The 23,455-nt window shown below is 71.1% G+C and carries 15 protein-coding genes, 3 rRNA genes and 1 pseudogene; 15 read left to right on the top strand and 4 right to left on the bottom strand.

Annotated elements, in window-relative coordinates:
- Positions 1-102: 102 nt before the first annotated feature.
- The 5 genes and pseudogenes from ABEB06_RS27425 to ABEB06_RS27445 all read left to right on the top strand — a co-directional run bounded on the left by ABEB06_RS27425 (position 103) and on the right by ABEB06_RS27445 (position 7,796).
- Positions 103-1,624: ribosomal RNA gene (locus tag ABEB06_RS27425) — 16S ribosomal RNA — on the top strand.
- 267 nt (positions 1,625-1,891) lie between these two features.
- A 23S ribosomal RNA gene (locus tag ABEB06_RS27430) occupies positions 1,892-4,996 on the top strand.
- A 109-nt stretch (positions 4,997-5,105) separates the two neighbouring features.
- Positions 5,106-5,222 (top strand): 5S ribosomal RNA (gene rrf, locus ABEB06_RS27435).
- Together the 16S, 23S and 5S rRNA genes form the textbook arrangement of a ribosomal RNA operon.
- 768 nt (positions 5,223-5,990) lie before the next feature.
- A pseudogene (locus ABEB06_RS39415) lies at positions 5,991-6,896 on the top strand (hypothetical protein); the annotation flags it as partial.
- Between the two features lie 15 nt (positions 6,897-6,911).
- Complete coding sequence (locus ABEB06_RS27445) at positions 6,912-7,796, top strand: tetratricopeptide repeat protein (RefSeq protein ID WP_345702005.1); 885 nt, start codon at positions 6,912-6,914, stop codon at positions 7,794-7,796.
- A gap of 58 nt (positions 7,797-7,854) precedes the next feature.
- Here the strand turns inward: ABEB06_RS27445 and ABEB06_RS27450 are convergent, their stop codons facing one another.
- Positions 7,855-9,219 carry a DUF1015 family protein gene (locus tag ABEB06_RS27450; protein WP_345699566.1) on the bottom strand — a complete coding sequence of 455 codons (1,365 nt, stop codon included), beginning with the start codon at positions 9,217-9,219 and terminating at the stop codon, positions 7,855-7,857.
- Between the two features lie 93 nt (positions 9,220-9,312).
- Between ABEB06_RS27450 and ABEB06_RS27455 the strand changes: the two genes are divergently transcribed.
- Both ABEB06_RS27455 and ABEB06_RS27460 read left to right on the top strand, forming a co-directional pair.
- A complete protein-coding gene (locus ABEB06_RS27455) occupies positions 9,313-9,852 on the top strand; it encodes a tetratricopeptide repeat protein (protein WP_345699567.1) in 540 nt (179 codons plus the stop codon).
- A gap of 32 nt (positions 9,853-9,884) precedes the next feature.
- Entirely contained in the window at positions 9,885-10,925 is a 1,041-nt protein-coding gene (locus ABEB06_RS27460) for an HAD-IIA family hydrolase (RefSeq protein ID WP_345699568.1), read from the top strand.
- 37 nt (positions 10,926-10,962) lie between these two features.
- Here ABEB06_RS27460 and ABEB06_RS27465 read toward each other — a convergent pair whose 3' ends face one another.
- Entirely contained in the window at positions 10,963-11,310 is a 348-nt protein-coding gene (locus ABEB06_RS27465) for an alkyl sulfatase C-terminal domain-containing protein (RefSeq protein ID WP_345699569.1), read from the bottom strand.
- A 158-nt stretch (positions 11,311-11,468) separates the two neighbouring features.
- Between ABEB06_RS27465 and ABEB06_RS27470 the strand changes: the two genes are divergently transcribed.
- From ABEB06_RS27470 to ABEB06_RS27490, 5 genes are all read left to right on the top strand, one after another.
- The gene (locus ABEB06_RS27470) at positions 11,469-12,338 is read left to right on the top strand and encodes a hypothetical protein (RefSeq protein WP_345699570.1); all 870 of its coding nucleotides are present in this window, start codon (positions 11,469-11,471) and stop codon (positions 12,336-12,338) included.
- On the top strand, positions 12,331-12,486 hold the full coding sequence (locus ABEB06_RS27475) for a hypothetical protein (protein ID WP_345699571.1): 156 nt from the start codon (positions 12,331-12,333) through the stop codon (positions 12,484-12,486). Before ABEB06_RS27470 ends, ABEB06_RS27475 begins: the two co-directional genes overlap by 8 nt.
- A gap of 31 nt (positions 12,487-12,517) precedes the next feature.
- Positions 12,518-13,321: a TlyA family RNA methyltransferase gene (locus ABEB06_RS27480; protein ID WP_345699572.1), complete on the top strand. Its 804-nt coding sequence runs from the start codon at positions 12,518-12,520 to the stop codon at positions 13,319-13,321.
- 125 nt (positions 13,322-13,446) lie between these two features.
- Positions 13,447-14,349: an NAD kinase gene (locus ABEB06_RS27485; RefSeq protein WP_345699573.1), complete on the top strand. Its 903-nt coding sequence runs from the start codon at positions 13,447-13,449 to the stop codon at positions 14,347-14,349.
- 111 nt (positions 14,350-14,460) lie between these two features.
- On the top strand, positions 14,461-15,585 hold the full coding sequence (locus ABEB06_RS27490) for a glycosyltransferase (RefSeq protein WP_345699574.1): 1,125 nt from the start codon (positions 14,461-14,463) through the stop codon (positions 15,583-15,585).
- A gap of 116 nt (positions 15,586-15,701) precedes the next feature.
- Here ABEB06_RS27490 and yczR read toward each other — a convergent pair whose 3' ends face one another.
- Entirely contained in the window at positions 15,702-17,189 is a 1,488-nt protein-coding gene (gene yczR, locus ABEB06_RS27495) for a MocR-like transcription factor YczR (protein WP_345699575.1), read from the bottom strand.
- A gap of 104 nt (positions 17,190-17,293) precedes the next feature.
- On the opposite strand from yczR, the gene yczE reads away from it, so the two are divergent.
- The 3 genes from yczE to ABEB06_RS27510 all read left to right on the top strand — a co-directional run bounded on the left by yczE (position 17,294) and on the right by ABEB06_RS27510 (position 21,180).
- Positions 17,294-17,932, top strand: coding sequence for a membrane protein YczE (yczE, locus tag ABEB06_RS27500; RefSeq protein ID WP_345699576.1), 639 nt, complete (start codon positions 17,294-17,296; stop codon positions 17,930-17,932).
- A gap of 169 nt (positions 17,933-18,101) precedes the next feature.
- Positions 18,102-19,835 carry a DNA repair protein RecN gene (gene recN / locus ABEB06_RS27505; RefSeq protein ID WP_345702006.1) on the top strand — a complete coding sequence of 578 codons (1,734 nt, stop codon included), beginning with the start codon at positions 18,102-18,104 and terminating at the stop codon, positions 19,833-19,835.
- 193 nt (positions 19,836-20,028) lie between these two features.
- Positions 20,029-21,180 (top strand): glycosyltransferase family 4 protein, encoded by a 1,152-nt coding sequence (locus ABEB06_RS27510; protein ID WP_345699577.1) that lies wholly within the window; start codon positions 20,029-20,031, stop codon positions 21,178-21,180.
- A gap of 72 nt (positions 21,181-21,252) precedes the next feature.
- Here the strand turns inward: ABEB06_RS27510 and ABEB06_RS27515 are convergent, their stop codons facing one another.
- Positions 21,253-23,184: a glycoside hydrolase family 15 protein gene (locus ABEB06_RS27515; RefSeq protein ID WP_345699578.1), complete on the bottom strand. Its 1,932-nt coding sequence runs from the start codon at positions 23,182-23,184 to the stop codon at positions 21,253-21,255.
- Between the last annotated feature and the right edge of the window lie 271 nt (positions 23,185-23,455).

Genomic DNA, 23,455 nt, shown 5'->3' on the forward strand with positions numbered 1-23,455 from the left:
TCTTCTGGGGTTGGAGATTCCTTTTGAAGTAACACTAGCGAGGACGCAGTGCGCGGGGCCGCCTTATTCCGGTGGTTGCCGTGCCGCTCTTTCGTGAAAGCATTCACGGAGAGTTTGATCCTGGCTCAGGACGAACGCTGGCGGCGTGCTTAACACATGCAAGTCGAACGGTGAAGCCCTTCGGGGTGGATCAGTGGCGAACGGGTGAGTAACACGTGGGAAATCTGCCCTGCACTCCGGGACAAGCCTTGGAAACGAGGTCTAATACCGGATATGACCTTCCTCTGCATGGGGGTTGGTGGAAAGCTCCGGCGGTGCAGGATGATCCCGCGGCCTATCAGCTTGTTGGTGGGGTAATGGCCTACCAAGGCGACGACGGGTAGCCGGCCTGAGAGGGCGACCGGCCACACTGGGACTGAGACACGGCCCAGACTCCTACGGGAGGCAGCAGTGGGGAATATTGCACAATGGGCGAAAGCCTGATGCAGCGACGCCGCGTGAGGGATGACGGCCTTCGGGTTGTAAACCTCTTTCAGCAGGGAAGAAGCGCAAGTGACGGTACCTGCAGAAGAAGCACCGGCTAACTACGTGCCAGCAGCCGCGGTAATACGTAGGGTGCGAGCGTTGTCCGGAATTATTGGGCGTAAAGAGCTCGTAGGCGGCCTGTCGCGTCGGATGTGAAAGCCCGGGGCTTAACCCCGGGTCTGCATTCGATACGGGCAGGCTAGAGTGTGGTAGGGGAGATCGGAATTCCTGGTGTAGCGGTGAAATGCGCAGATATCAGGAGGAACACCGGTGGCGAAGGCGGATCTCTGGCCCATTACTGACGCTGAGGAGCGAAAGCGTGGGGAGCGAACAGGATTAGATACCCTGGTAGTCCACGCCGTAAACGTTGGGAACTAGGTGTTGGCGACATTCCACGTCGTCGGTGCCGCAGCTAACGCATTAAGTTCCCCGCCTGGGGAGTACGGCCGCAAGGCTAAAACTCAAAGGAATTGACGGGGGCCCGCACAAGCAGCGGAGCATGTGGCTTAATTCGACGCAACGCGAAGAACCTTACCAAGGCTTGACATACGCCGGAAACGTCCAGAGATGGGCGCCCCCTTGTGGTCGGTGTACAGGTGGTGCATGGTTGTCGTCAGCTCGTGTCGTGAGATGTTGGGTTAAGTCCCGCAACGAGCGCAACCCTTGTTCTGTGTTGCCAGCATGCCTTTCGGGGTGATGGGGACTCACAGGAGACTGCCGGGGTCAACTCGGAGGAAGGTGGGGACGACGTCAAATCATCATGCCCCTTATGTCTTGGGCTGCACACGTGCTACAATGGTCGGTACAAAGGGCTGCGATGCCGCGAGGCGGAGCGAATCCCAAAAAGCCGGCCTCAGTTCGGATTGGGGTCTGCAACTCGACCCCATGAAGTTGGAGTTGCTAGTAATCGCAGATCAGCATGCTGCGGTGAATACGTTCCCGGGCCTTGTACACACCGCCCGTCACGTCACGAAAGTCGGTAACACCCGAAGCCGGTGGCCTAACCCTTGGGAGGGAGCCGTCGAAGGTGGGACCAGCGATTGGGACGAAGTCGTAACAAGGTAGCCGTACCGGAAGGTGCGGCTGGATCACCTCCTTTCTAAGGAGCACATGGCCGGTTGCGAGCGAATGTCTCGCACGGTTGCTCATGGGTGGAACGTTGACTATTCGGCACACACGGTAGGGATCACTAGTACTGCTTCGGCGTGGAACGTGGATCACCGCTTGGTGTGTCGGGCACGTTGTTGGGTCCTGAGGGAACGGAAACGTTGTCTCAGTGCCGGTCTCACTTGAGGGTGCTTCAGGGCATTCGAGGGTGGGTGTCTGGTCGTTGTTTGAGAACTGCACAGTGGACGCGAGCATCTGTGGCCAAGTTTTTAAGGGCGCACGGTGGATGCCTTGGCACCAGGAACCGATGAAGGACGTGGGAGGCCGCGATAGGCCCCGGGGAGCTGTCAACCGAGCTTTGATCCGGGGGTGTCCGAATGGGGAAACCCGGCAGTCGTCATGGGCTGTCACCCATACCTGAACACATAGGGTATGTGGAGGGAACGCGGGGAAGTGAAACATCTCAGTACCCGCAGGAAGAGAAAACAACCGTGATTCCGGGAGTAGTGGCGAGCGAAACCGGATGAGGCTAAACCGTCATGGTGTGAGACCCGGCAGGGGTTGCCGTGACGGGGTCGTGGGTTTTTTCTTGATCGGTCTGCCGGCCGGTCGGCGAGTCAGAAACCGTATGGATAGTCGAAGGACATGCGAAAGGTCCGGCGTAGAGGGTAAGACCCCCGTAGGCGAAATCTGTACGGCTCGCTTGAAGAACACCCAAGTAGCACGGGGCCCGAGAAATCCCGTGTGAATCTGGCGGGACCACCCGCTAAGCCTAAATATTCCCTGGTGACCGATAGCGGATAGTACCGTGAGGGAATGGTGAAAAGTACCGCGGGAGCGGAGTGAAATAGTACCTGAAACCGTGTGCCTACAAGCCGTGGGGGCAGCCTTCGGGCTGTGACTGCGTGCCTTTTGAAGAATGAGCCTGCGAGTTTGCGGTGTGTAGCGAGGTTAACCCGTGTGGGGTAGCCGTAGCGAAAGCGAGTCCGAACAGGGCGATACAGTTGCATGCCCAAGACCCGAAGCGGAGTGATCTAGCCATGGGCAGGTTGAAGCGCGGGTAAGACCGCGTGGAGGACCGAACCCACCAGGGTTGAAAACCTGGGGGATGACCTGTGGTTAGGGGTGAAAGGCCAATCAAACTCCGTGATAGCTGGTTCTCCCCGAAATGCATTTAGGTGCAGCGTCGCGTGTTTCTTGCCGGAGGTAGAGCACTGGATAGGCGATGGGCCTCACCGGGTTACTGACCTTAGCCAAACTCCGAATGCCGGTAAGTGAGAGCGCGGCAGTGAGACTGTGGGGGATAAGCTCCATGGTCGAGAGGGAAACAGCCCAGAACACCGACTAAGGTCCCTAAGCGTGTGCTAAGTGGGAAAGGATGTGGAGTCGCAGAGACAACCAGGAGGTTGGCTTAGAAGCAGCCACCCTTGAAAGAGTGCGTAATAGCTCACTGGTCAAGTGATTCCGCGCCGACAATGTAGCGGGGCTCAAGTACACCACCGAAGTCGTGTCATTGCAGCAAGAGGGCCAACGCCTGCTGTGATGGGTAGGGGAGCGTCGTGTGCCGGGTGAAGCAGCGGAGGAATCCAGTTGTGGACGGTTCACGAGTGAGAATGCAGGCATGAGTAGCGATACAAGAGTGGGAAACTCTTGCGCCGATTGACCAAGGGTTCCTGGGTCAAGCTGATCTGCCCAGGGTAAGTCGGGACCTAAGGCGAGGCCGACAGGCGTAGTCGATGGACAACGGGTTGATATTCCCGTACCCGCTTTGAAGCGCCAACGTCGAACCAGGTGATGCTAAGGCCGTGAAGCCGGCCCGGAGTCTTCGGACGATGGGACGTGGTGGAGCCGCCGGTCCAAGTCTGTAGTAGGTGAGCGATGGGGTGACGCAGGAAGGTAGTCCAGCCCGGGCGGTGGTAGTCCCGGGGTAAGGGTGTAGGGCGTTGTGTAGGCAAATCCGCACAACATGAGCCTGAGACCTGATGCCGAGCCGATTGTGGTGAAGTGGATGATCCTATGCTGTCGAGAAAAGCCTCTAGCGAGTTTCATGGCGGCCCGTACCCCAAACCGACTCAGGTGGTCAGGTAGAGAATACCGAGGCGTTCGGGTGAACTGTGGTTAAGGAACTCGGCAAAATGCCCCCGTAACTTCGGGAGAAGGGGGGCCACGGCTGGTGAGGGGACGTGCTCCCTGAGCTGGTGGTGGCCGCAGAGACCAGCGAGAAGCGACTGTTTACTAAAAACACAGGTCCGTGCGAAGCCGTAAGGCGATGTATACGGACTGACGCCTGCCCGGTGCTGGAACGTTAAGGGGACCGGTTAGTCCGATTTCGGTCGGGCGAAGCTGAGAACTTAAGCGCCAGTAAACGGCGGTGGTAACTATAACCATCCTAAGGTAGCGAAATTCCTTGTCGGGTAAGTTCCGACCTGCACGAATGGCGTAACGACTTCTCGACTGTCTCAACCACAGGCCCGGTGAAATTGCATTACGAGTAAAGATGCTCGTTTCGCGCAGCAGGACGGAAAGACCCCGGGACCTTTACTATAGCTTGATATTGGTGTTCGGTTCGGCTTGTGTAGGATAGGTGGGAGACTGTGAATCCGTGACGCCAGTCATGGTGGAGTCGTCGTTGAAATACCACTCTGGTCGTGCTGGATGTCTAACCTGGGTCCGTGATCCGGATCAGGGACAGTGTCTGGTGGGTAGTTTAACTGGGGCGGTTGCCTCCTAAAGGGTAACGGAGGCGCCCAAAGGTTCCCTCAGCCTGGTTGGCAATCAGGTGTTGAGTGTAAGTGCACAAGGGAGCTTGACTGTGAGACCGACGGGTCGAGCAGGTACGAAAGTAGGGACTAGTGATCCGGCGGTGGCTTGTGGAAGCGCCGTCGCTCAACGGATAAAAGGTACCCCGGGGATAACAGGCTGATCTTCCCCAAGAGTCCATATCGACGGGATGGTTTGGCACCTCGATGTCGGCTCGTCGCATCCTGGGGCTGGAGTAGGTCCCAAGGGTTGGGCTGTTCGCCCATTAAAGCGGTACGCGAGCTGGGTTTAGAACGTCGTGAGACAGTTCGGTCCCTATCCGCTGTGCGCGTAGGAGTGTTGAGAAGGGCTGTCCCTAGTACGAGAGGACCGGGACGGACGAACCTCTGGTGTGCCAGTTGTCCTGCCAAGGGCATGGCTGGTTGGCTACGTTCGGGAGGGATAACCGCTGAAAGCATCTAAGCGGGAAGCCTGCTTCGAGATGAGCACTCCCACCTCCTTGAGAGGGTAAGGCTCCCAGTAGACGACTGGGTTGATAGGCCGGATATGGAAGCCCCGCAAGGGGTGGAGTTGACCGGTACTAATAGGCCGAGGGCTTGTCCTCAGACGCTCGCGTTCACTGTGTGGTTCCCGGGTAGCGAACAGCTATATCCGGCGAACAAGTAACATCACTTATCAACTGAAAAGTGTGTTCGCTGAATACCCGATAGGGTTTCGGTGGTCATAGCGTGAGGGAAACGCCCGGTTACATTCCGAACCCGGAAGCTAAGCCTCACAGCGCCGATGGTACTGCAGGGGGGACCCTGTGGGAGAGTAGGACGCCGCCGAACAATCATTCAAAGACCGAGGCCCCCAGCGATTTCGCTGGGGGCCTCGGTCTTTTTTGTTGGTAGTACCACCGCTCCGAGGCGGTGCCGGCCTCTGCTTGCAGGGGCCGGACCACAGCGGATGCCGGACAATGGATGAGGTGGGCGCGCGGCCATGGGGCCGGCGGCCCGGACGCGCTGGGACCGACCGACGGTCGCTGGCGCCACAGCTTGTAGCAGCAGACAGGAGTCACCAGCATGTCTAACCCGTCCCAGGACCGTCCCGAGCGTCGATCGGACGGGGGCCGCGGTTACGAGCCCCGTCGTGGGGGCGGGCCCAACGATCGCGGCCCGCGCCGGGACGACCGGGGCGAGGGCGGTTTCCGTCGCGACGACCGCGGCGGAGAGCGTGGTGGCTTCCGTCGCGACGACCGTGGGGGTGACCGTCCGCAGGGCGGTGGCTTCCGTCGGGACGACCGCCCCTCGGGCGGCTACGGCCGCGACCGTGACGACCGCGGGGGCGACCGTGGGGGCCGTTCCTACGGTGACCGTCCGCAGGGTGGTGGCTACCGCGGTGGGGATCGTCCGCAGGGTGGCGGTTTCCGTCGGGACGACCGTCCGTCGGGCGGTTTCAACCGTGACGACCGTGGCGGCGACCGTGGGGGCCGTTCCTACGGTGACCGTCCGCAGGGTGGCGGCTTCCGCCGCGACGACCGTGACGACCGCGGCGGCCGTTCCTACGGCGACCGTCCGCAGGGTGGTGGCTACCGCGGTGGGGATCGTCCGCAGGGTGGCGGCTTCCGTCGGGACGACCGTCCGTCGGGCGGTTTCAACCGTGACGACCGTGGCGGCGACCGTGGGGGCCGTTCCTACGGTGACCGTCCGCAGGGTGGCGGCTTCCGCCGCGACGACCGTGACGACCGCGGCGGGCGCTCCTACGGTGACCGCCCGCAGGGCGGCGGTTTCAACCGTGACGACCGCCCGCGTCGGGACGACCGTCCGCAGGGTGGCGGCTTCCGTCGGGACGACCGTCCGTCGGGTGGTTACGGCCGTGACCGTGACGACCGCGGTGGCCGTTCCTACGGCGACCGTCCGCAGGGCGGTGGGTTCCGTCGGGACGACCGTCCGTCGGGCGGTTTCAACCGTGACGACCGTCCGCAGGGCGGGTACCGGCGCGACGACCGTGATGACCGTGGCGGCGACCGCGGGGGCCGTTCCTACGGCGACCGTCCGCAGGGCGGTGGCTTCCGCCGGGACGACCGTCCGTCGGGTGGTTACGGCCGTGACCGTGACGACCGTGGCGGCGACCGCGGCGGCTTCCGCCGCGATGACCGTCCGTCGGGCGGTTTCAACCGTGACGACCGTCCGCAGGGCGGGTACCGGCGCGACGACCGTGATGACCGTGGCGGCGACCGCGGGGGCCGTTCCTACGGCGACCGTCCGCAGGGCGGTGGGTTCCGCCGGGACGACCGTCCGTCGGGTGGCTACGGCCGTGACCGTGACGACCGTGGCGGCGACCGCGGCGGCTTCCGCCGCGATGACCGCGGTGGTGACCGTGGCGGGTTCCGCCGTGACGACCGCGGCGGCGACCGCGGTGGACGTTCGTACGGTGGCGACCGTGGTGGCGACCGCGGCGGGTTCCGCCGGGACGACCGCGGTGGTGAGCGTGGCGGGTTCCGCCGGGACCAGCAGGACGAGCGTCGTCACGAGCCGGTGCACCGGCTGCCGATCCCGGACGACGTGACCGGCTTCGAGATCGACGCCGATGTCCGTCAGGACCTGAAGAGCCTGCCGAAGACCCTCGCGGACGACGTGGCGCGCAACCTGGTGATGGTGGCCCGGCTGCTCGACACCGAGCCGGAGGAGGCGTACAACTACTCGCGCGTCGCGCTGCGGCTGGCGTCCCGGGTCGCGAGCGTCCGCGAGGCGGCGGGTTTCGCGTCGTACGTGACGCAGCGGTACTCGGAGGCGCTGACGGAGTTCCGCGCGGCCCGTCGGATGACGGGTCGGGTGGACCTGTGGCCGGTGATGGCGGACTGCGAGCGCGGTCTGGGCCGTCCGGAGCGGGCGCTGGCGATGGCCGGTGAGCCCGAGGTGAAGCAGCTGGACAAGGCCGGCCAGGTCGAGATGCGTCTGGTCGCGGCGGGTGCCCGCGGCGACATGGAGCAGTTCGAGGCCGCCGTGGTGACGCTGCAGAGCCCGGAGCTGGCGTCGAGCGCGGTGCACCCGTGGACGGCGCGGCTGCGGTACGCGTACGCGGAGGCGCTGATCGCGGCGGGCCGCGGTGACGAGGCGCGCGACTGGTTCGCGAAGGCGGCGGAGGCGGACACCGACGGTTCGACCAACGCGTCGGAGCGGCTGGCGGAGATCGACGGCATCGAGTTCGTGGACGCGCTCGACGAGGACGCCGAGGACGACGACGTCGAGGCGGCGGAGACCGAGGCGAAGCCGGCCCGGCACATCGCCAAGGACGAGATCGGCGACGACCGGATGATCTTCGAGGACGAGGAGGACGTCGAGGAGTTCTACGACGAGGACGACGTCGAGATCGACGAGGACTACGAGGACGAGGCGCCGAAGCGCACCGACCGCGACTGATCCGCGACTGATCGAAGAGCCCCGGTACGCATCCGCGTACCGGGGCTCTTCGCGTTCCTCAGCCCAGGTCGAGCGAGCGCAGGACCAGCCCGGTGGCGGGCTTGGGGCCGAAGGAGGTGGACTTGCGCGGCATGGTGACGCCCTGTTCGGCCAGACGGCGGACCACCCGCTCCTCGACGGGGTGGAGCAGCACGGCGGTGCCGCCGGTGCGGGCGGCCTCGGCCTCGGCGGCTTCGGCGGAGTGCAGGTAGCCGATGTCGTCGGGGCCGTCGGGGACGCGCCAGGTGTGGTCGAGCAGGGTCTCGTGGAGCACGGTGGCGTCGAGCCGGCGCCACTCCTCGGGGCGGTCGGTGCGGACGGTGTCGGCGAGGAGGGCCGGGTCGGGGTCGCTGAGCAGCCGGTAGCTGCCGTCGCCCGCGGTGAGCAGGAAGGCGTTGGCGTCCGAGCGCTTGGCGTCGGCGAGGGCGTGCAGGGCGGCGTCGAGCGGGCCGGGGACGTCCTTGACCTGCCAGTGGTCGCCGAGGGCGGCGAGCGCGCGGTCGAGGGGGAGGCGGTAGAGGACGCGGTGGATGGCGCGGACGGCCAGCGGGTAGCGGGCGGTGTCGACGAGCAGGACCAGGCCGCGGTCCCAGGGGCTGCGGGGGAGGTGGCGGTGCTCGCGCTGGAGCCGCAGGTACATCTCCCAGCGGTGGTGTCCGTCGGCGATGAGGGCGCGGCAGGTGGCGAGGTCGCGGGTGACCCGGGCGAGGTCGGCGGGGTCGGTGACGGCCCACAGCCGGTGGTCGGTGCCGTCGCTGGTGGTGGTGGCGAGCAGGGGCTCGTGCCGGACGGTGCGCTCGATGACGTCGGCGGCGCCGCCGTTGCCGCGGTAGGTGAGCAGCAGCGGTTCGAGGTTGGCGCGGGTGGTGCGCATCAGGCCGACGCGGTCGGCGACGGGGCGGGGCATGACGTCCTCGTGGGGGAGGACGACGCCGGCTTCGCGTCCGCTGACGGCGAGGGCGCCGATCAGGCCGCGCTGCAGGGTGTCGGGGCCGTCGCCGTGCAGGCGCTGCTCGTAGACGTAGAGCGCGGGGACGGGGTCGGCGGTGAGGACGCCCTGCTGGCGCCACTGGGCGAGGAGGCGGGCGGCGTGCCGGTAGCGGGTGTCGCGGTCGGGGCGGTCGCCGGCGTCCTCGGGTTCGGGGCGGGGCAGGATGAGGCGCACGATGTTGTGCGGGTCGGCGGTCTCGAGGTCGAGGCGGCGGTCGGGGTCGACGACGTCGTACGGGGGTGAGGTGACGGCGGCCAGCGTGCCGACCCGGTCGGGGACGTAGCGCAGGCCCCGGAACGGGGACAGGGACAGTCCTGCGGTGGCGACGTGGCCGGGGTCTCCGGGGCCGCCCGCCGAGGGCTCTGCGCCGCTTTCGGCACGGTGTGAGCTCATCTTGGGCATGTTAGTCGGGTAGTCCTTGTTGAGAGATCACTATGTGCGCGGCCGCGGCGGCCGCGGGCGGTGGGACCGGAAGCGGGGTACGGCATGGTGGGTGGGCACGGGTACCTGAACGGCAACAGCGCGGACGGTGGGGCGGGCATTCCCGGCGGCGGGGCGGGGGAGGACGGCGCGGGGCTGCCGGAGGGCGGCGTCTACGACTGGTTCCGGCGAGGGGTGCTGCTGCTGGAGCAGCGGCACCCGGCCGCGGCGGTGCAGTTGCTGGCGCGGGCGGCGGAGGCGGAGCCGGGGTCGAGATCGATCCGGGAGGCGCTGGCCCGGGCGCAGTACGACGCGGGGTCGTACGCGGAGGCACTGGAGAACTTCCGGACGGTGGCGCAGGCGGATCCGACGGACGACTACGCTCAGTTCGGTTGGGGAGTGGCGGCGGCGCGCCTGGGTGATTTCGAGGCGTCGGCGAAGCACCTGTCGTTGGCGGTGGCGATGAGCCCGGAGAACGCGCACTACCGGGCGGCGCTGCGGCAGACGCGGGCGACGCTGGCGGCCCGGGCGGGTGCCTACGGGCCGCTGCTGCCGGGTGCCCCCGGGTACGTGGCGCCGCCGCAGGACCCCGAGCAGGGCGTGTAGCCGACCGACGAGATGGCAGAGGTGGAAGAGGGATGACGCAGGGCGCCGCCGGAGGGTCCCGGGTCGCGCCGGGCGGTTGCGACCGTCCGCTGACCGGGGCGTACGACACCGCGCTGTTGGATCTGGACGGGGTGGTGTACGCCGGCCCGGCCGCGATCGAGCACGCGGTGGAGTCGTTGGCGGTGGCGCGGGCCGCGGGGATGCGGCTGGCGTACGTCACCAACAACGCCTCGCGGCCGCCGCGGGTGGTGGCGGCGCACCTGTCGGAGCTGGGTGTGCCGGCCGAGCCGGAGGACGTGATCAACTCGGCGCAGGCGGCGGCGCGGCTGGTGTCGGAGCGGGTGCCGGCCGGGTCGAAGGTGCTGGTGGTCGGCGGCGCGGGGCTGGAGGAGGCGCTGGTCGAGCGCGGTCTGGTGCCGGTGCGTTCGCTGGACGAGGACCCGGCGGCGGTGGTGCAGGGCTACGACCCGACGATCGGCTGGGCGGACCTGGCGGAGGCCTCGTACGCGGTGGGCCGGGGGCTGCCGTGGGTGGCGTCCAACACCGACATGTCGATTCCGACGGCGCGGGGCATCGCGCCGGGCAACGGGACGCTGGTGGCGGCGGTGCGGGCGGCGACCGGGGCGGAGCCGGAGGTGGCGGGCAAGCCGCTGCCGCCGATGCACCGGGAGACGGTGATCCGTACGGGTGCGCGGCGGCCGCTGGTGGTCGGTGACCGGTTGGACACGGACATCGAGGGCGCGTTCAACGGCGGGGTGGACAGCCTGCTGGTGTTCACGGGGGTGACGACCCCGGCGATGCTGCTGTCGGCGCCGGTGGAGCACCGGCCGACGTACCTGGCGGAGGACCTGCGCGGGTTGTTGGAGGCGCAGCCGGAGGTGGTGGCGCTGGGCGGTGGGGCGTTCGGCTGCGGCGGCTGGTCGGCGTCGGTGGTGGACGGTGCGCTGCGGCTGGAGGGCGCGGGGGAGCGCTGGGACGGTCTGCGGGCGCTGTGCGGCGCCGCCTGGTCGGCGCTGGACGTGACGGGGGCGGCGCCGGACGGGCGGAAGGCGCTGGCCGAGCTGGCGCTGTAGGCCCGGGCCGTACGCGCCGGGGCCGTAAGCCCCGGGGCTAGAGGAGGGTCCGCAGGCGGAGCAGGTCGCGGAAGCCGGCTTCGAGGCGGACCCGTCCGGCGGCCCAGGCGGAGGCGAAGTTGAGCCTGCCGCCGACCAGGGCGACCAGGTCGTCGCCGCTCATGGTGAGCCGGATGTCGGCCTTGGTGGCGGGCCTGCCGGGGGCCTCGGTGACGTCGGTGATCCGGCCGTCGCGCAGGCGGCCGGTGAACGTCAGGTCGAGGTCGGTGAGGTGACAGGTCAGCGAGCGGTCGAGGTCGGCCGCCTTGCGGACGTCGCCGGTGGAGCCGGCGAGGTTGTGGCTGAGCTGCTCCAGTGCCGTGCGGCACTCCTCGATGGTGGCCATGGCGGTGGGGCTCCTGGTGCGGGCGGGTACTCGTCCGGTCCACGCTAGCGCAGCGGTTGGCGGAGTCGGAGGGCCGAGCTGCGGCGGGCGGGCGGGGGTTGGGGGTAGCGTCGGGTGTCGGGAAGTCCGGTGCACGGCGCGAGCGAGGAGGCACAGGGATGCTGCGGGATGCGGTGCGGGGCGTGGTGGTGGTCGCCGCGGAGCTCGCCGAGGAGGCGGGGCGGCGGGCGCTGGGGGCGGCGGAGGGGCTGCTGGCGCGCGGCGGGGTGGACGTGGCGGAGCTGGAGCGGCGGCTGGGCGGGCCGTTCCCGACGTCGCCGGAGGAGCTGCGGACGCTCGCCGGGGAGGCGGTGACCGCGGGCCGGGCCGGGATCGACCTGGTGACCGGGGTGGCGCGCAGCGAGGTGGAGCGGGTCTTCGAGAAGGTCGGCGACCAGGTGGTGAAGGTGGGCGTGGTGCTCAGCTTCCTGGAGTCGAAGCTGCGGGAGGTCGAGGAGGAAGAGCCGGCGCCGGCGAAGCCGGAGAGCCGGGCGGGCGGGCTGTTCCAGGCGGGCTGGGAGGCGGAGGCACCGGCCTACGAGTCCGAGCCGGGCAACGGCTGGGACGCGGAGGAGTGGGCCGAGCCGGAGCCGGAGGACGTGCCGTCGGCGGCACCGGTGGCGCCGGAGAGGGCCGCGCCGAGGAAGGCGGCCGCGAAGGGGAGCACTCCGGCGACGGGCGGGGCGGCCGAGAAGGCCACGGCGAAGAAGAGCACGGCGAAGAAGACGGCGTCCGCGGGTACGGCGAAGAAGGCGGCGGCGAAGAAGACCGCGTCCGCGTCCGCGGGTGCGGCGAAGAAGACCACGGCGAAGAAGACCACGGCGAAGAAGACGGCGTCCGCGTCCGCGGGTACGGCGAAGAAGGCGGCGGCCAGGAAGGTCGCGGTGAAGAAGACCGCGGCGGCGGGCACCGCGCGGAAGACGTCGGCGAAGAAGACCACCGTGGTGCGGCGCAGCAGCAGTGCGAAGGGGAGCGGTTCCGATGGCTGAGCTGGAGCCGACCGGCCATCCGGGGGTGGACGACGCGCTGGCCCGGCTGGAGGAGCTGGACGGGGTGGACACGCAGGCGCGGGTCGAGGTGTACGAAGATGTTCACCGGCGGCTGTCCGAGTCCCTGGCCGCCCTCGACAGCGAGTGATTCTTCGTAGGAGCTGAGTTCCCCAGTGGCAGTGGCACGACGCCGTCTCGACGCGGAGCTGGTCCGTCGCAAGTTGGCCCGGTCGCGCGAGCACGCGAGCGAGTTGATCGCGGCGGGCCGGGTGACGGTCGGCGGTACCACGGCGACCAAGCCGGCGACCCAGGTGGAGACGTCGGCGGCGGTGGTGGTGGCGAAGGACGACAGCGACCCGGAGTACGTGTCGCGGGGCGGCCACAAGCTGGCGGGGGCGTTCGCGGCGTTCGTGCCGCAGGGGCTGCTGGTGGAGGGGCGCCGGGCGCTGGACGCGGGTGCGTCGACCGGCGGGTTCACCGACGTGCTGCTGCGCGCGGGCGCGGCGCACGTGCTGGCGGTGGACGTCGGCTACGGGCAGCTGGCGTGGTCGCTGCAGAGCGACGAGCGGGTGACCGTGATGGACCGCACCAACGTCCGGGAGCTCACGCCGGAGCAGACCGGCGGGCCGGTGGACCTGGTGGTGGGCGACCTGTCGTTCATCTCGCTGGGCCTGGTGCTGCCGGCGCTGGTGGGCTGCTGCGCGCCGGACGCGGACCTGGTGATGATGGTCAAGCCGCAGTTCGAGATCGGCAAGGAGCGTCTGGGCAGCGGCGGTGTGGTGCGCAGCCCGGAGCTGCGGGCGGAGACCGTCCGGCAGGTGGCGGACCAGGCGTGGGCGCTGGGTCTGGGGGTGGTGGCGGTGACGGCGAGCCCGCTGCCGGGCCCGTCGGGGAACGTGGAGTACTTCCTGTGGCTGCGCCGGGGTGCGGAGCGGCTGGATCCGGCGGACGCGGACCGGGCGGTGGCACAGGGCCCGCAGTAGCGGTCGGCCGCGGCGGAGGACTTAGGCTACTTGGCAGGCGTCCGACCGCCGCGCAGACTGACTGGCGGCTCGACCGGGTCGCCGTGTGGCGGGACCGGCAGGCGTAGGGAGAGGGCAGCGGGCTGATGAGTGACGTTCGTACGGTCTTTCTGATCGCGCACACGGGGCGGGAGGCGGCGCTGCGCAGCGTCGAGGGCCTGGTGCACGGCCTGCTGAAGGCCGGGATCAGGATCCGGCTGTTGGCCGCCGAGGCGGTGGGGCTGGATCTGCCGGAGGGCGTCGAGCTGGTCGGTGGCGGGCACGGCGCGGCGGACGGCTGCGAGCTGATCCTGGTCGCGGGCGGGGACGGGACGCTGCTGCGCGGTGCGGAGCTGGCCCGGGAGTCGGGGCTGCCGATGCTGGGCATCAACCTGGGCCGGGTGGGGTTCCTCGCGGAGGCGGAGCGGGACGACCTGGCGGTGGTGGTCGAGCGGGTGGTGGACGCCGACTACGAGGTCGAGGAGCGGATGACGGTCGACGTCCTGGTGCGCACCAACGGCGATGTGGTGCACGAGGACTGGGCGCTGAACGAGGCGTCGATCGAGAAGGCGTCGCGGGAGCGGATGCTGGAGGTGGTCACCGAGGTGGACGGCCGTCCGGTGTCGAACTTCGGCTGCGACGGGGTGGTGCTGTCCACGCCGACCGGGTCGACGGCGTACGCGTTCTCGGGCGGCGGGCCGGTGGTGTGGCCGGAGGTGGAGGCGCTGCTGATGGTGCCGATCAGTGCGCACGCGCTGTTCGCGCGGCCGCTGGTGACCTCGCCGGACTCGGTGCTGGCGGTGGAGGTGCAGCCGAAGACGCCGCACGGGGTGCTGTGGTGCGACGGCCGCCGGTCGGTGGAGCTGCCGGCCGGGGCGCGGGTGGAGGTGCGCCGGGGGAAGACGCCGGTGCGGCTCGCGCGGCTGCACCGGGCGCCGTTCACGGACCGGTTGGTGGCGAAGTTCGCGCTGCCGGTGACCGGTTGGCGGGGGCGCACGGACACCCACTGAAGTGGGCGGCCGGGTTCCGGAACCCGGGTGCTTCGGACGGAACTTGACGGAGCGTCAGTGTCGTTGGAGGGGGCGCTGGCGTTTCCCTCCGTCGAATGAGGACTGACACCGATGCGTTTCCTTTTCACCGGTCCGGCCGCGGCCGGTCACCTGTTCCCGATGGTGCCGACGGCGCACGCGCTGCTGGCGGCGGGGCACGAGGTCCTGTTCGCGGGCTCGGCGCCGCTGGACTTCCTGCGCAACACCGGCATCCCGGTGGTGGACGTCGGTGACGGCGGCACGCTGGGCGACCACTTCGCGCGGATGCGCGAGGAGGGCGTGGAGTTCGTTTCCAACGGCCGGTCGGACGAGGAGACCTTCCGGCTCGCGGCGATCGGCTTCGCCCTGCACGCCCGGGTGACGGTGCCGGCGCTGCTGCGGGTGGCCGAGGCGTGGCAGCCGGACGTGCTGGTGCACGCGCCGTTCCAGGCGGCCGCGCCGCTGGTCGCGGCGAAGCTCGGGATCCCGACGGTGGTGCACAACTTCGGTGCGATGCCGACGGCGGCCATGGTGGGGATGCTGGCCGAGCAGTTCGCCGACGAGTACCGGGAGCACGGCGTGTCCGGTCCGGCGGTGGGCCGGGTGCTGGACGTGCTGCCCGCCTCGCTGGGCGGTGACGGGACGGGCTGGCGCAGCCGGTACGTGCCGTACAACGGCGGCGGGGTGGTGCCGGTCGAGCAGCTCGGCGGAGCGGGCGGGCGTCCGAAGGTGGTGGTGACGCTGGGCACCGTGCTGACCGAGTGGGACGGCGTCCGGGCGATCACCGGGTTGGTGCGGCAGGCGGCCGCGGTGGACGCGGACTTCCTGCTGGCGGTCGGCGAGGCGGACCTGGCGATGCTGGGCGAGCTGCCGGCCAACGTCCGTCCGCTGCCGTGGGTGCCGCTGTCGGTGCTGGTGGGCGGGGTCGACGCGATCGTGCACCACGGCGGGGACGGGTCGACGTGGACGTCGGCGGCGGCCGGGCTGCCGCAGCTGGTGCTGCCGCAGGGCGCCAACCAGTTCGTCAACGCCGGTGTGGTCGCCGACCAGGGCATCGGGCTGCGGTCGAGCTCCGAGGAGGTGGACAGCGCGCTGCTGGAGCGGCTGCTCACCGACGAGGGCCTGCGCAAGGCCGCGGCGGGTGTCCGGGCGGAGATCGCCGCGCTGCCCTCGCCGGCCGAGCTGGTGCCCGAGCTGGTGGCGTACGGGAAGCGCTGACGACCGGCCCGGCCGGTGCCCGGGCGCACGGCGTACGGGAAGCACCGGCGGCTGTGCCGGGCCGGTGTCCGGGCGCACGGCGTACGGGAAGCGCCGGCGGCTGTGCCCGGCCGGTGTCAGACGGCGAGCGGCGAGGTGTCGTCCAGCGGTGACCAGCGGCCGGTGGCGGCCAGGTCGGCGGCGGCGACGAGCCGGGCGACGGCCGCCTCGGCGCCGGCCGGCGGGACGGTGAGCGGGATCCGCAGGTAGTTCTCGAACGCGCCGTCGACGCCGAACCGGGTGCCCGCCGCGAGGCGGACGCCGACCCGCTCGCCGGCCCGGGCCAGGGCGCCGCCGGAGACCCCGGCGGTGCCCACCCACAGCGCCAGGCCGCCCGGCGGCATGGTGAACCGCCAGTCGGGCAGCTGCCGGTGGAGTTCGGCGGCGAGGGCGCGGGCGCTGGAGCGCAGCCGCTCGTGCTGGTGGGCGCGGACCTCCGCCAGGTCGTCGGTGAGCAGGACGGCGGCGATCAGCTGGTCGAGCACCGGGGTGCCGATGTCGCTGAACGCCCGGGTCTCGGCCAGCTGCCGGACCAGGGCGGGGGCGGCGCGCAGCCAGCCGATCCGCAGGCCGCCCCACAGCAGCTTCGCCGCGGAGCCGGCGGTGACCACCTGGGCGGTGCGGTCCAGCGCGGCCAGCGGCCGGGGGAGCTCCGACTCCGGGGTGTCCCAGCCGAGTTCGGCGGGGGTCTCGTCGACCAGGAGGGCGGTGCCGGCGGCGCGGGCGTGGGCGAGCAGTTCGCGGCGCTGGTCCTCGTCGATCAGGGCGCCGGTCGGGTTGTGGAAGTCCGGGATGGTGTAGGCGAGCCGGGGTGCGGCGCCGCGCAGCACGCGCTGCCACTCGGCGAGGTCCCAGCGGGGCCGGCCGGGGCCGGCCATCGGCACCGGGACCAGGCGGGCGCCGGCCAGCCGCAGCGACTGCAGGCTGTGCGCGTAGCTGGGCGCCTCGACGGCGACCCGGTCGCCGCGGCCGATCAGGGCGCGCTGCGCGAGGTTGAGGGCGCTCATCGCGCCGGTGGTGACCAGCACCTGGTCCGGGGTGGTCGGCAGGCCGCGCTCGGTGTAGCGGCGGGCGACGGCCTCGCGCAGCACCGGCACCCCGGTCGGGTAGTTGCCGTGCCCGGCGGCGTAGGCGGGCAGCAGCTCCAGGGCGCGGGCCGCCGCCCGGCCGAGCCAGGGCTGCGGGGCGGGCAGGGCGGCCACGCCGAGGTCGAGGACGCTCTCGCGCTCGTCCGGCGGGACGGGGTGCAGGGCGTCGCCCGGTGGGCGGGAGCCCTCGGGCAGGGTCGTCCAGCTGCCGGAACCGCGGCGGCTCAGCAGGTAGCCCTCGGCGCGCAGCGCCTCGTACCCGGCGGCGACGGTGGTGCGGCTCAGGGCGAGTTCGGCGGCCAGTTCGCGTTCGGCGGGCAGCCGGGTGCCGACCGGCAGCCGGCCCTCGGCGACCAGGGTGGCGATCCGGTCGGCGAGCGCCCGGTAGGCGGGGCGGCGGGGGAGGTCCGGCAGGCGGGCGCCGTCCAGCAGGCGGGCCAGGGCGGGCGGGGTGAGGGTGCTGTGCCAGTCGCTCATCGGGAAATCAGTCCACTTGTGGGTGATTGGACCTGTCGGAGTCCTGATTGGACTTCCCATGATGGGTCCAGTTCGTGGACCAGAGCAAGTGAGGAGAGACAGCCATGGCGACCGACGTGCTGCCCCGGCCGGGGATCGAGTGGAGGGGGCGGCGGCTCGGCCGGCGGCTCGGACAGCTGGCGGTCGGCCTGTGGCTGTACGGCTCCAGCGTCGGACTGATCCTGCGGGCCTCGCTCGGCGGCAGCCCCTGGGACAGCCTGCACCAAGGGCTCTCCCGGCACCTGGGGATGGGCGTCGGCGTCTGGATGACGGTCGTCGGCGCGCTGGTGCTGCTGCTGTGGATCCCGCTGCGGCAGCGCCCCGGGGTCGGGACGGTCGGGAACGTCCTGGTGCTGGGGGTGGCGCTGGACACCACCCTGGCGGTGGTGCCGGTCCAGCACGCGCTGGCCGTCCGGGTGCCGCTGCTGCTCGCCGGCGTGCTGCTCAACGGCCTGGCCACCGGGATGTACATCGGCGCCCGGCTCGGCCCCGGCCCGCGGGACGGCCTCATGACCGGCCTGCACCGGCGCACCGGCCGCTCGATCCGCCTGGTGCGGACGCTGATCGAGGCGACGGTGCTGACCGCCGGGGTGCTGCTGGGCGGCACGGTGGGCGTCGGCACGGTGCTGTACGCGCTGGCGATCGGCCCGCTGGCGCAGTTCTTCCTGCGCTGGTGCACCGTACCGGAGGGCCGGGCCGGCTGACCCCGCGGCGGGCCGCGCCTGCGGCGCGGGCTCCCCGGCCTCCGGCGGGGCGGAGGGTAGCGGCCGCCTGCCCGGGAGGGTCCCGTGGGGATGAAAATGGGTTCGTGGGACCGGTGGTCGTCGCGGAGCGACGGTGGAACCTCGTAAGGTCGTCACCGTGTTGGACGAGATGCGGATACGGGATCTGGGCGTCATCGACGACGCGGTGGTCGAGCTGGCGCCCGGCTTCACCGCCGTGACCGGTGAGACCGGTGCGGGCAAGACCATGGTGGTGACGAGCCTGGGGCTGCTGCTCGGCGGCCGGGCGGACCCGGCGCTGGTGCGCAACGGCTCGGACCGGGCCGTGGTGGAGGGCCGCCTCGCGCTGTCCGCGGACAGCCCCGCGGTGGCCCGCGCGGTCGAGGCGGGGGCCGAGCTCGACGACGGCGAGCTGCTGATCAGCCGGACCGTCTCCGCCGAGGGCCGCTCCCGCGCGCACGTCGGCGGGCGCTCCGTCCCGGTCGGCCTGCTCGCCGAGCTGGGCGAGGACCTGATCGCCGTGCACGGCCAGACCGACCAGCAGCGGCTGCTGCGCCCGTCCCGCCAGCGCGGCGCGCTGGACCGGTACGCGGGCGAGGCGGTCGCCGAGCCGCTGGCGCGCTACCGCGAGGTGTACCGGCGGCTGCGCGAGGTGTCGACGACCCTGGAGGAGCTGACCACCAGGGCGCGCGAGCGCGCCCAGGAGGCGGACCTGCTGCGCTTCGGCCTGGACGAGGTCGCCGCCGCCGAGCCGGTGGCCGGCGAGGACGTGGAGCTCGCCGCCGAGGCCGAGCGCCTGGGCCACGCCGACGCGCTGTCCTCCGCCGCGACGCTGGCGCACGCCGCGCTGGCCGGCGACCCGACCGACCCGGAGGCGGTGGACGCGGGCACCCTGCTCGCCCAGTCCCGCCGCGCGTTGGACGCGGTCCGCCACCACGACGAGCGGCTGGCCTCGCTCGCGGACCGGCTGAACGAGGTCGGCTACCTGCTCGCCGACGTGGCGGGCGACCTCGCCGGGTACGCCGACGACCTGGACGCCGACCCGGTCCGCCTCGCCGCGGTCGAGGACCGCCGGGCGGTCCTGTCGCACCTGCTGCGCAAGTACGCGGGCCCCGAGGGCACCCTCGCCGAGGTGATCGCCTGGGCGGAGGCCGGTGCGCTGCGGCTCGCCGAACTCGACGGCGACGACGAGCGGATCGACGAGCTCGGCGCCCAGGAGACCGCGCTGCGCGCCGAACTGGGCGACCTGGCCGCCGAGGTGTCGGCCGCCCGGCAGGCCGCCGCCGACAAGTTCGCCGCCGCGGTCTCCGACGAGCTGGCCGAACTGGCCATGCCGCACGCCCGGGTGAGCTTCGCGATCAGCCAGGTCGACGACCTGTCAGGCATCGAGGTGGACGGCCGGGCCGTCGCGTACGGCGCGCACGGCGTGGACGAGGTCGAGGTGCTGCTCGCCCCGCACCCCGGTGCCCAGCCGCGGCCGATCGCCAAGGGCGCCTCGGGCGGTGAGCTCTCCCGGGTGATGCTCGCGGTCGAGGTCGTGTTCGCGGGCGCCGACCCGGTGCCCACCTACCTGTTCGACGAGGTGGACGCCGGCGTCGGCGGCAAGGCGGCGGTCGAGATCGGCCGGCGCCTGGCCAAGCTGGCCCGCAGCGCGCAGGTCGTGGTGGTCACCCACCTCCCGCAGGTCGCCGCCTTCGCCGACCGGCACCTGGTGGTGGAGAAGACCAACGACGGCACCGTCACCCGCAGCGGCGTCAAGACGCTCAGCGACGAGGAGCGGGTCCGCGAACTCTCCCGCATGCTGGCCGGTCTGGAGGACTCCGAACTCGGCCGCGCGCACGCCGAGGAACTGCTCGCCGCGGCGCGCACCTCGCGCGCGGGGTGAAGCCGTCGGGTCGAGCTGCCGGATGGAGCCGCGGGGTGAAGCCGCGGGGGTGAACCTGTAACAGTGCCCGCGGGCGCGGGGCGCGACGTGCCGCGCGACGCGCCCGCGGGCGACGCCGACTGTCCAAGGACCCGCCGGACCTGGCATGGTGGCGGCTGGACACTGGCTTTTGATCGAGTCGGAGCGAGACGACGTGGAGCATTCCGCCGCCCGGGCCACCGCAGCACCCCAACTGCACGTGGTCCTCGTCATGGCCGCCGCCACCGGCGGCATCGGCGCCCATGTGCGGTCCCTCGCACACGGGTTGGTCGCACACGGAGTCTCGGTGACGGTGTGTGCCCCGGACGGCGCGGACCAGCTGTTCGGCTTCTCCGCGACCGGCGCCCGGCTGCACGTCGTCGAGATCGCCCCGACCGCCGGCGCCCGCAGCGACGCCACCGCGATCGGCGAGCTGCGCAAGGCGTTCACCGGGGCCGACGTGGTGCACGCCCACGGCATGCGCGCCGGTCTGCTCTCCGACCTGGCGCTGCGCACGGCCGGCCGCTTCCCCGGACTGCGCCCGCAGACCCCCCTGGTGGTCACCTCGCACCACGCGGTGCTGGCCACCGGCATGGAGCGGCGGCTGCAGCGGCTGATGGAGCAGCGGGTGGTGCGGACCGCCGACCTGGTGCTCGGCGCCTCCTCGGACCTGGTCGCCCGGGCCCGGGAGCTGGGCGCCGCCGACGCCCGGCTCGGACCGGTCGCCGCGCCGCCCATCCCGCCCGGCACCCTCGGACGGGAGGAGGCGCGGGCCGCGCTCGGCGCGGAGCCCGAGCAGCCGGTGGTGCTCGGCGTCGGCCGGCTGGTGGCGCAGAAGTGCTTCGGCCTGCTGCTGGACGCGGTCGGCCGGTTCACCGCCGCGGACCCGCTGGTGGCGATCGTCGGGGACGGCCCGGAGCGCTCGGCGCTGCGGGAGCGGATCGCGGTCGAGAAGCTGCCGGTCGAACTGCTCGGCTACCGGACGGACGTGCCGGACCTGCTGGGCGCCGCGGACGTGGTGGTGGTGAGCAGCCGCTGGGAGGCGCGCTCGCTGGTGGTGCAGGAGGCGATGCGCGCCGGGGTGCCGGTGGTGTCGACCTCGGTGGGCGGCGTGCCGGAGCTGGTGGGGGACGCCGCGGTGCTGGTTCCCTTCGGGGACGCCCGGGCGCTGGGTGACGCGGTCGCGAAGCTGCTGGGAGACCCGGGTCGGCGGCGGGAGCTGGCGGAGGCGGGGCGGCAGCAGGCGACCACGTGGCCGGACGAGGCGGCGACGGTGGCCCAGGTGCTGTCGACGTACGACGAGTTGGTGCAGCGGTCGGGGAGCTGAGGACGTCACCGCTCGCGGGGCTGCCACCGCCGTTCCCCGAGCCCCTTCCGGGGCGCGGGGAACGGCGGTGGTTCAGACCGTGACGGGTTCGGCCATGTAGGCGCCGGCGCAGGCGGTGAGGCGCAGGGCGGTGTCGATCAGCGGGACGTGGCTGAAGGCCTGCGGGAAGTTGCCGACCTGGCGCTTGGCGCGCGGGTCCCACTCCTCGGCGAGCAGGCCGAGGTCGTTGCGCAGCGAGAGCAGCTTCTCGAACAGTTCGCGGGCCTCGCCGACCCGGCCGATCATGGCGAGGTCGTCGGCCAGCCAGAACGAGCAGGCGAGGAACGCGCCCTCGTGGCCGGAGAGCCCGTCGACGTTGACGCCCTGTTCGTCGTGGGTGGGGTAGCGCAGCACGAAGCCGTCCTCGGTGGACAGTTCGCGCTGGATGGCCTCGATGGTGCCGATCACGCGCTTGTCGTCGGCGGGCAGGAAGCCGACCTGCGGGATGAGCAGCAGCGAGGCGTCCAGTTCCTTGCTGCCGTAGTACTGGGTGAAGGTGTTGCGCCCGGGGTCGTAGCCCCGGTCGCAGACGTCGCGGTGGATCTCGTCGCGCAGCTCGCGCCAGCGCTCCAGCGGGCCCTCGGCGTTGGTCTGCTCGATCAGCTTGATGGTGCGGTCCACGGCGACCCAGGCCATCACCTTGGAGTGGACGAAGTGCCGGCGCGGGCCGCGGACCTCCCAGATGCCCTCGTCGGGGTTGCGCCAGTGCTCCTCCAGGTAGCCGATCAGCTTGAGCTGGAGGTGGTGCGCGTGGTCGTGCCGGGCGAGGCCGGTCATGTGGGCGAGGTGCAGGGCCTCCACGACCTCGCCGTAGACGTCGAGTTGGAGCTGGCCCGCGGCGCCGTTGCCGATCCGGACGGGCTTGGAGTTCTCGTAGCCCGGCAGCCAGTCGAGCGAGGACTCGGTGAGCTCGCGCTCGCCCGCGATGCCGTACATGATCTGCAGGTTCTCCGGGTCGCCGGCCACCGCGCGCAGCAGCCACTCGCGCCAGGCGCGGGCCTCCTCGCGGTAGCCGGTGCGCAGCAGCGAGGAGAGGGTGATCGCGGCGTCCCGCAGCCAGGTGTAGCGGTAGTCCCAGTTGCGTTCGCCGCCGAGGTCCTCGGGCAGCGAGGTGGTGGGGGCGGCGACGATGCCGCCGGTGGGGGCGTAGGTGAGCGCCTTGAGGGTGATCAGGGAGCGGACCACGGCCTCCCGGTAGGGGCCCTGGTAGGTGCACTGGCCGACCCACTCGCGCCAGAAGCGCTCGGTGGCCTCCAGCTCCCGCTCGGCCTCCGGCGGGGCGGGGGCCGGCTCGTGCGAGGCCTTCCAGGTGAGGCCGAAGGTGATCCGCTCGCCCTCGCCGACGGTGAAGTCGGCGTAGGTGGTCAGGTCGCGCCCGTACGTCTCGGCCGCGCCGTCGAGCCAGACCGAGTCGGGGCCGGCGACGGCGACCGTGCGGTGCCCGCCGTCGGGCTGCTCGACCCGGTGCACCCAGGGGACGATCCGGCCGTAGGAGAAGCGCATGCGGACCGCGGAGCGCATCCGGACCCGGCCCTTGAGGCCCTCGACGATGCGGATCATCTGCGGGACGTCCGGGGTGCCGAGCAGGTGGCGCGGCGGCATGAAGTCGATCACCCGGACGCTGCCGCCCTGGGTGTCCCACTCCTGCTCGAGGATCAGCGAGTCGCCGCGGTAGCGGCGCCGGTCGCACGGCACGGCGGGGGCGGCGGCGGTGACCGGGGGCTGCGGGCTCTCACCCGGATCGGTGAAAGCGCCGTCCCGGGCCGGGGGCGCGGCGGGAGCGTCGACCGGCTCGGCGGGGCCGATCCGCCAGAACCCGTGCTCATCGGTGCCCAGCAGCCCGGCGAAGACCGCGGGGGAGTCGAATCTCGGCAGGCACATCCAGTCGACGGCGCCGTCCCTGCTGACCAGGGCGGCGGTCTGCATGTCTCCGATGAGTGCGTAGTCCTCGATACGGCCGGCCATGGTTCTCCAGTTCGCGGTCGGTGCTCGGTTACCCGACGGCGGGCGTTCGGAGGGGGAGTGGGGAGCCCGGGAACCGGGCCGGGCGCTCCGGGCCGTCGGCGAGGCGTCCGTGCAGGATAAACCGGCGTCGGGGGCGGGGGCACGCGGAGATCGCACAGTGCGGCCGTCCTGGCGGAAAGTCGGAACATAATCGGTCCAATCGGGGGATACGGCGTTGCCCGGAAGGACCATCCGGAGATGATCCTTCCGGGTCATCCCGGACCGCCCCGAG

Source organism: Kitasatospora terrestris (genome assembly GCF_039542905.1).
Taxonomy (GTDB): domain Bacteria; phylum Actinomycetota; class Actinomycetes; order Streptomycetales; family Streptomycetaceae; genus Kitasatospora; species Kitasatospora terrestris.

Excerpts from the sequence above, each read along its gene's own strand:
- ABEB06_RS27450 (WP_345699566.1), bottom strand. The coding sequence starts at position 9,219 with ATGAGCTCACACCGTGCCGAAAGCGGCGCAGAGCCCTCGGCGGGCGGC.
- ABEB06_RS27455 (WP_345699567.1), top strand. The coding sequence starts at position 9,313 with ATGGTGGGTGGGCACGGGTACCTGAACGGCAACAGCGCGGACGGTGGG.
- ABEB06_RS27460 (WP_345699568.1), top strand. The coding sequence starts at position 9,885 with ATGACGCAGGGCGCCGCCGGAGGGTCCCGGGTCGCGCCGGGCGGTTGC.
- ABEB06_RS27465 (WP_345699569.1), bottom strand. The coding sequence starts at position 11,310 with ATGGCCACCATCGAGGAGTGCCGCACGGCACTGGAGCAGCTCAGCCAC.
- ABEB06_RS27470 (WP_345699570.1), top strand. The coding sequence starts at position 11,469 with ATGCTGCGGGATGCGGTGCGGGGCGTGGTGGTGGTCGCCGCGGAGCTC.
- ABEB06_RS27475 (WP_345699571.1), top strand. The coding sequence starts at position 12,331 with ATGGCTGAGCTGGAGCCGACCGGCCATCCGGGGGTGGACGACGCGCTG.
- ABEB06_RS27485 (WP_345699573.1), top strand. The coding sequence starts at position 13,447 with ATGAGTGACGTTCGTACGGTCTTTCTGATCGCGCACACGGGGCGGGAG.
- ABEB06_RS27490 (WP_345699574.1), top strand. The coding sequence starts at position 14,461 with ATGCGTTTCCTTTTCACCGGTCCGGCCGCGGCCGGTCACCTGTTCCCG.
- yczR (WP_345699575.1), bottom strand. The coding sequence starts at position 17,189 with ATGAGCGACTGGCACAGCACCCTCACCCCGCCCGCCCTGGCCCGCCTG.
- yczE (WP_345699576.1), top strand. The coding sequence starts at position 17,294 with ATGGCGACCGACGTGCTGCCCCGGCCGGGGATCGAGTGGAGGGGGCGG.
- recN (WP_345702006.1), top strand. The coding sequence starts at position 18,102 with ATGCGGATACGGGATCTGGGCGTCATCGACGACGCGGTGGTCGAGCTG.
- ABEB06_RS27515 (WP_345699578.1), bottom strand. The coding sequence starts at position 23,184 with ATGGCCGGCCGTATCGAGGACTACGCACTCATCGGAGACATGCAGACC.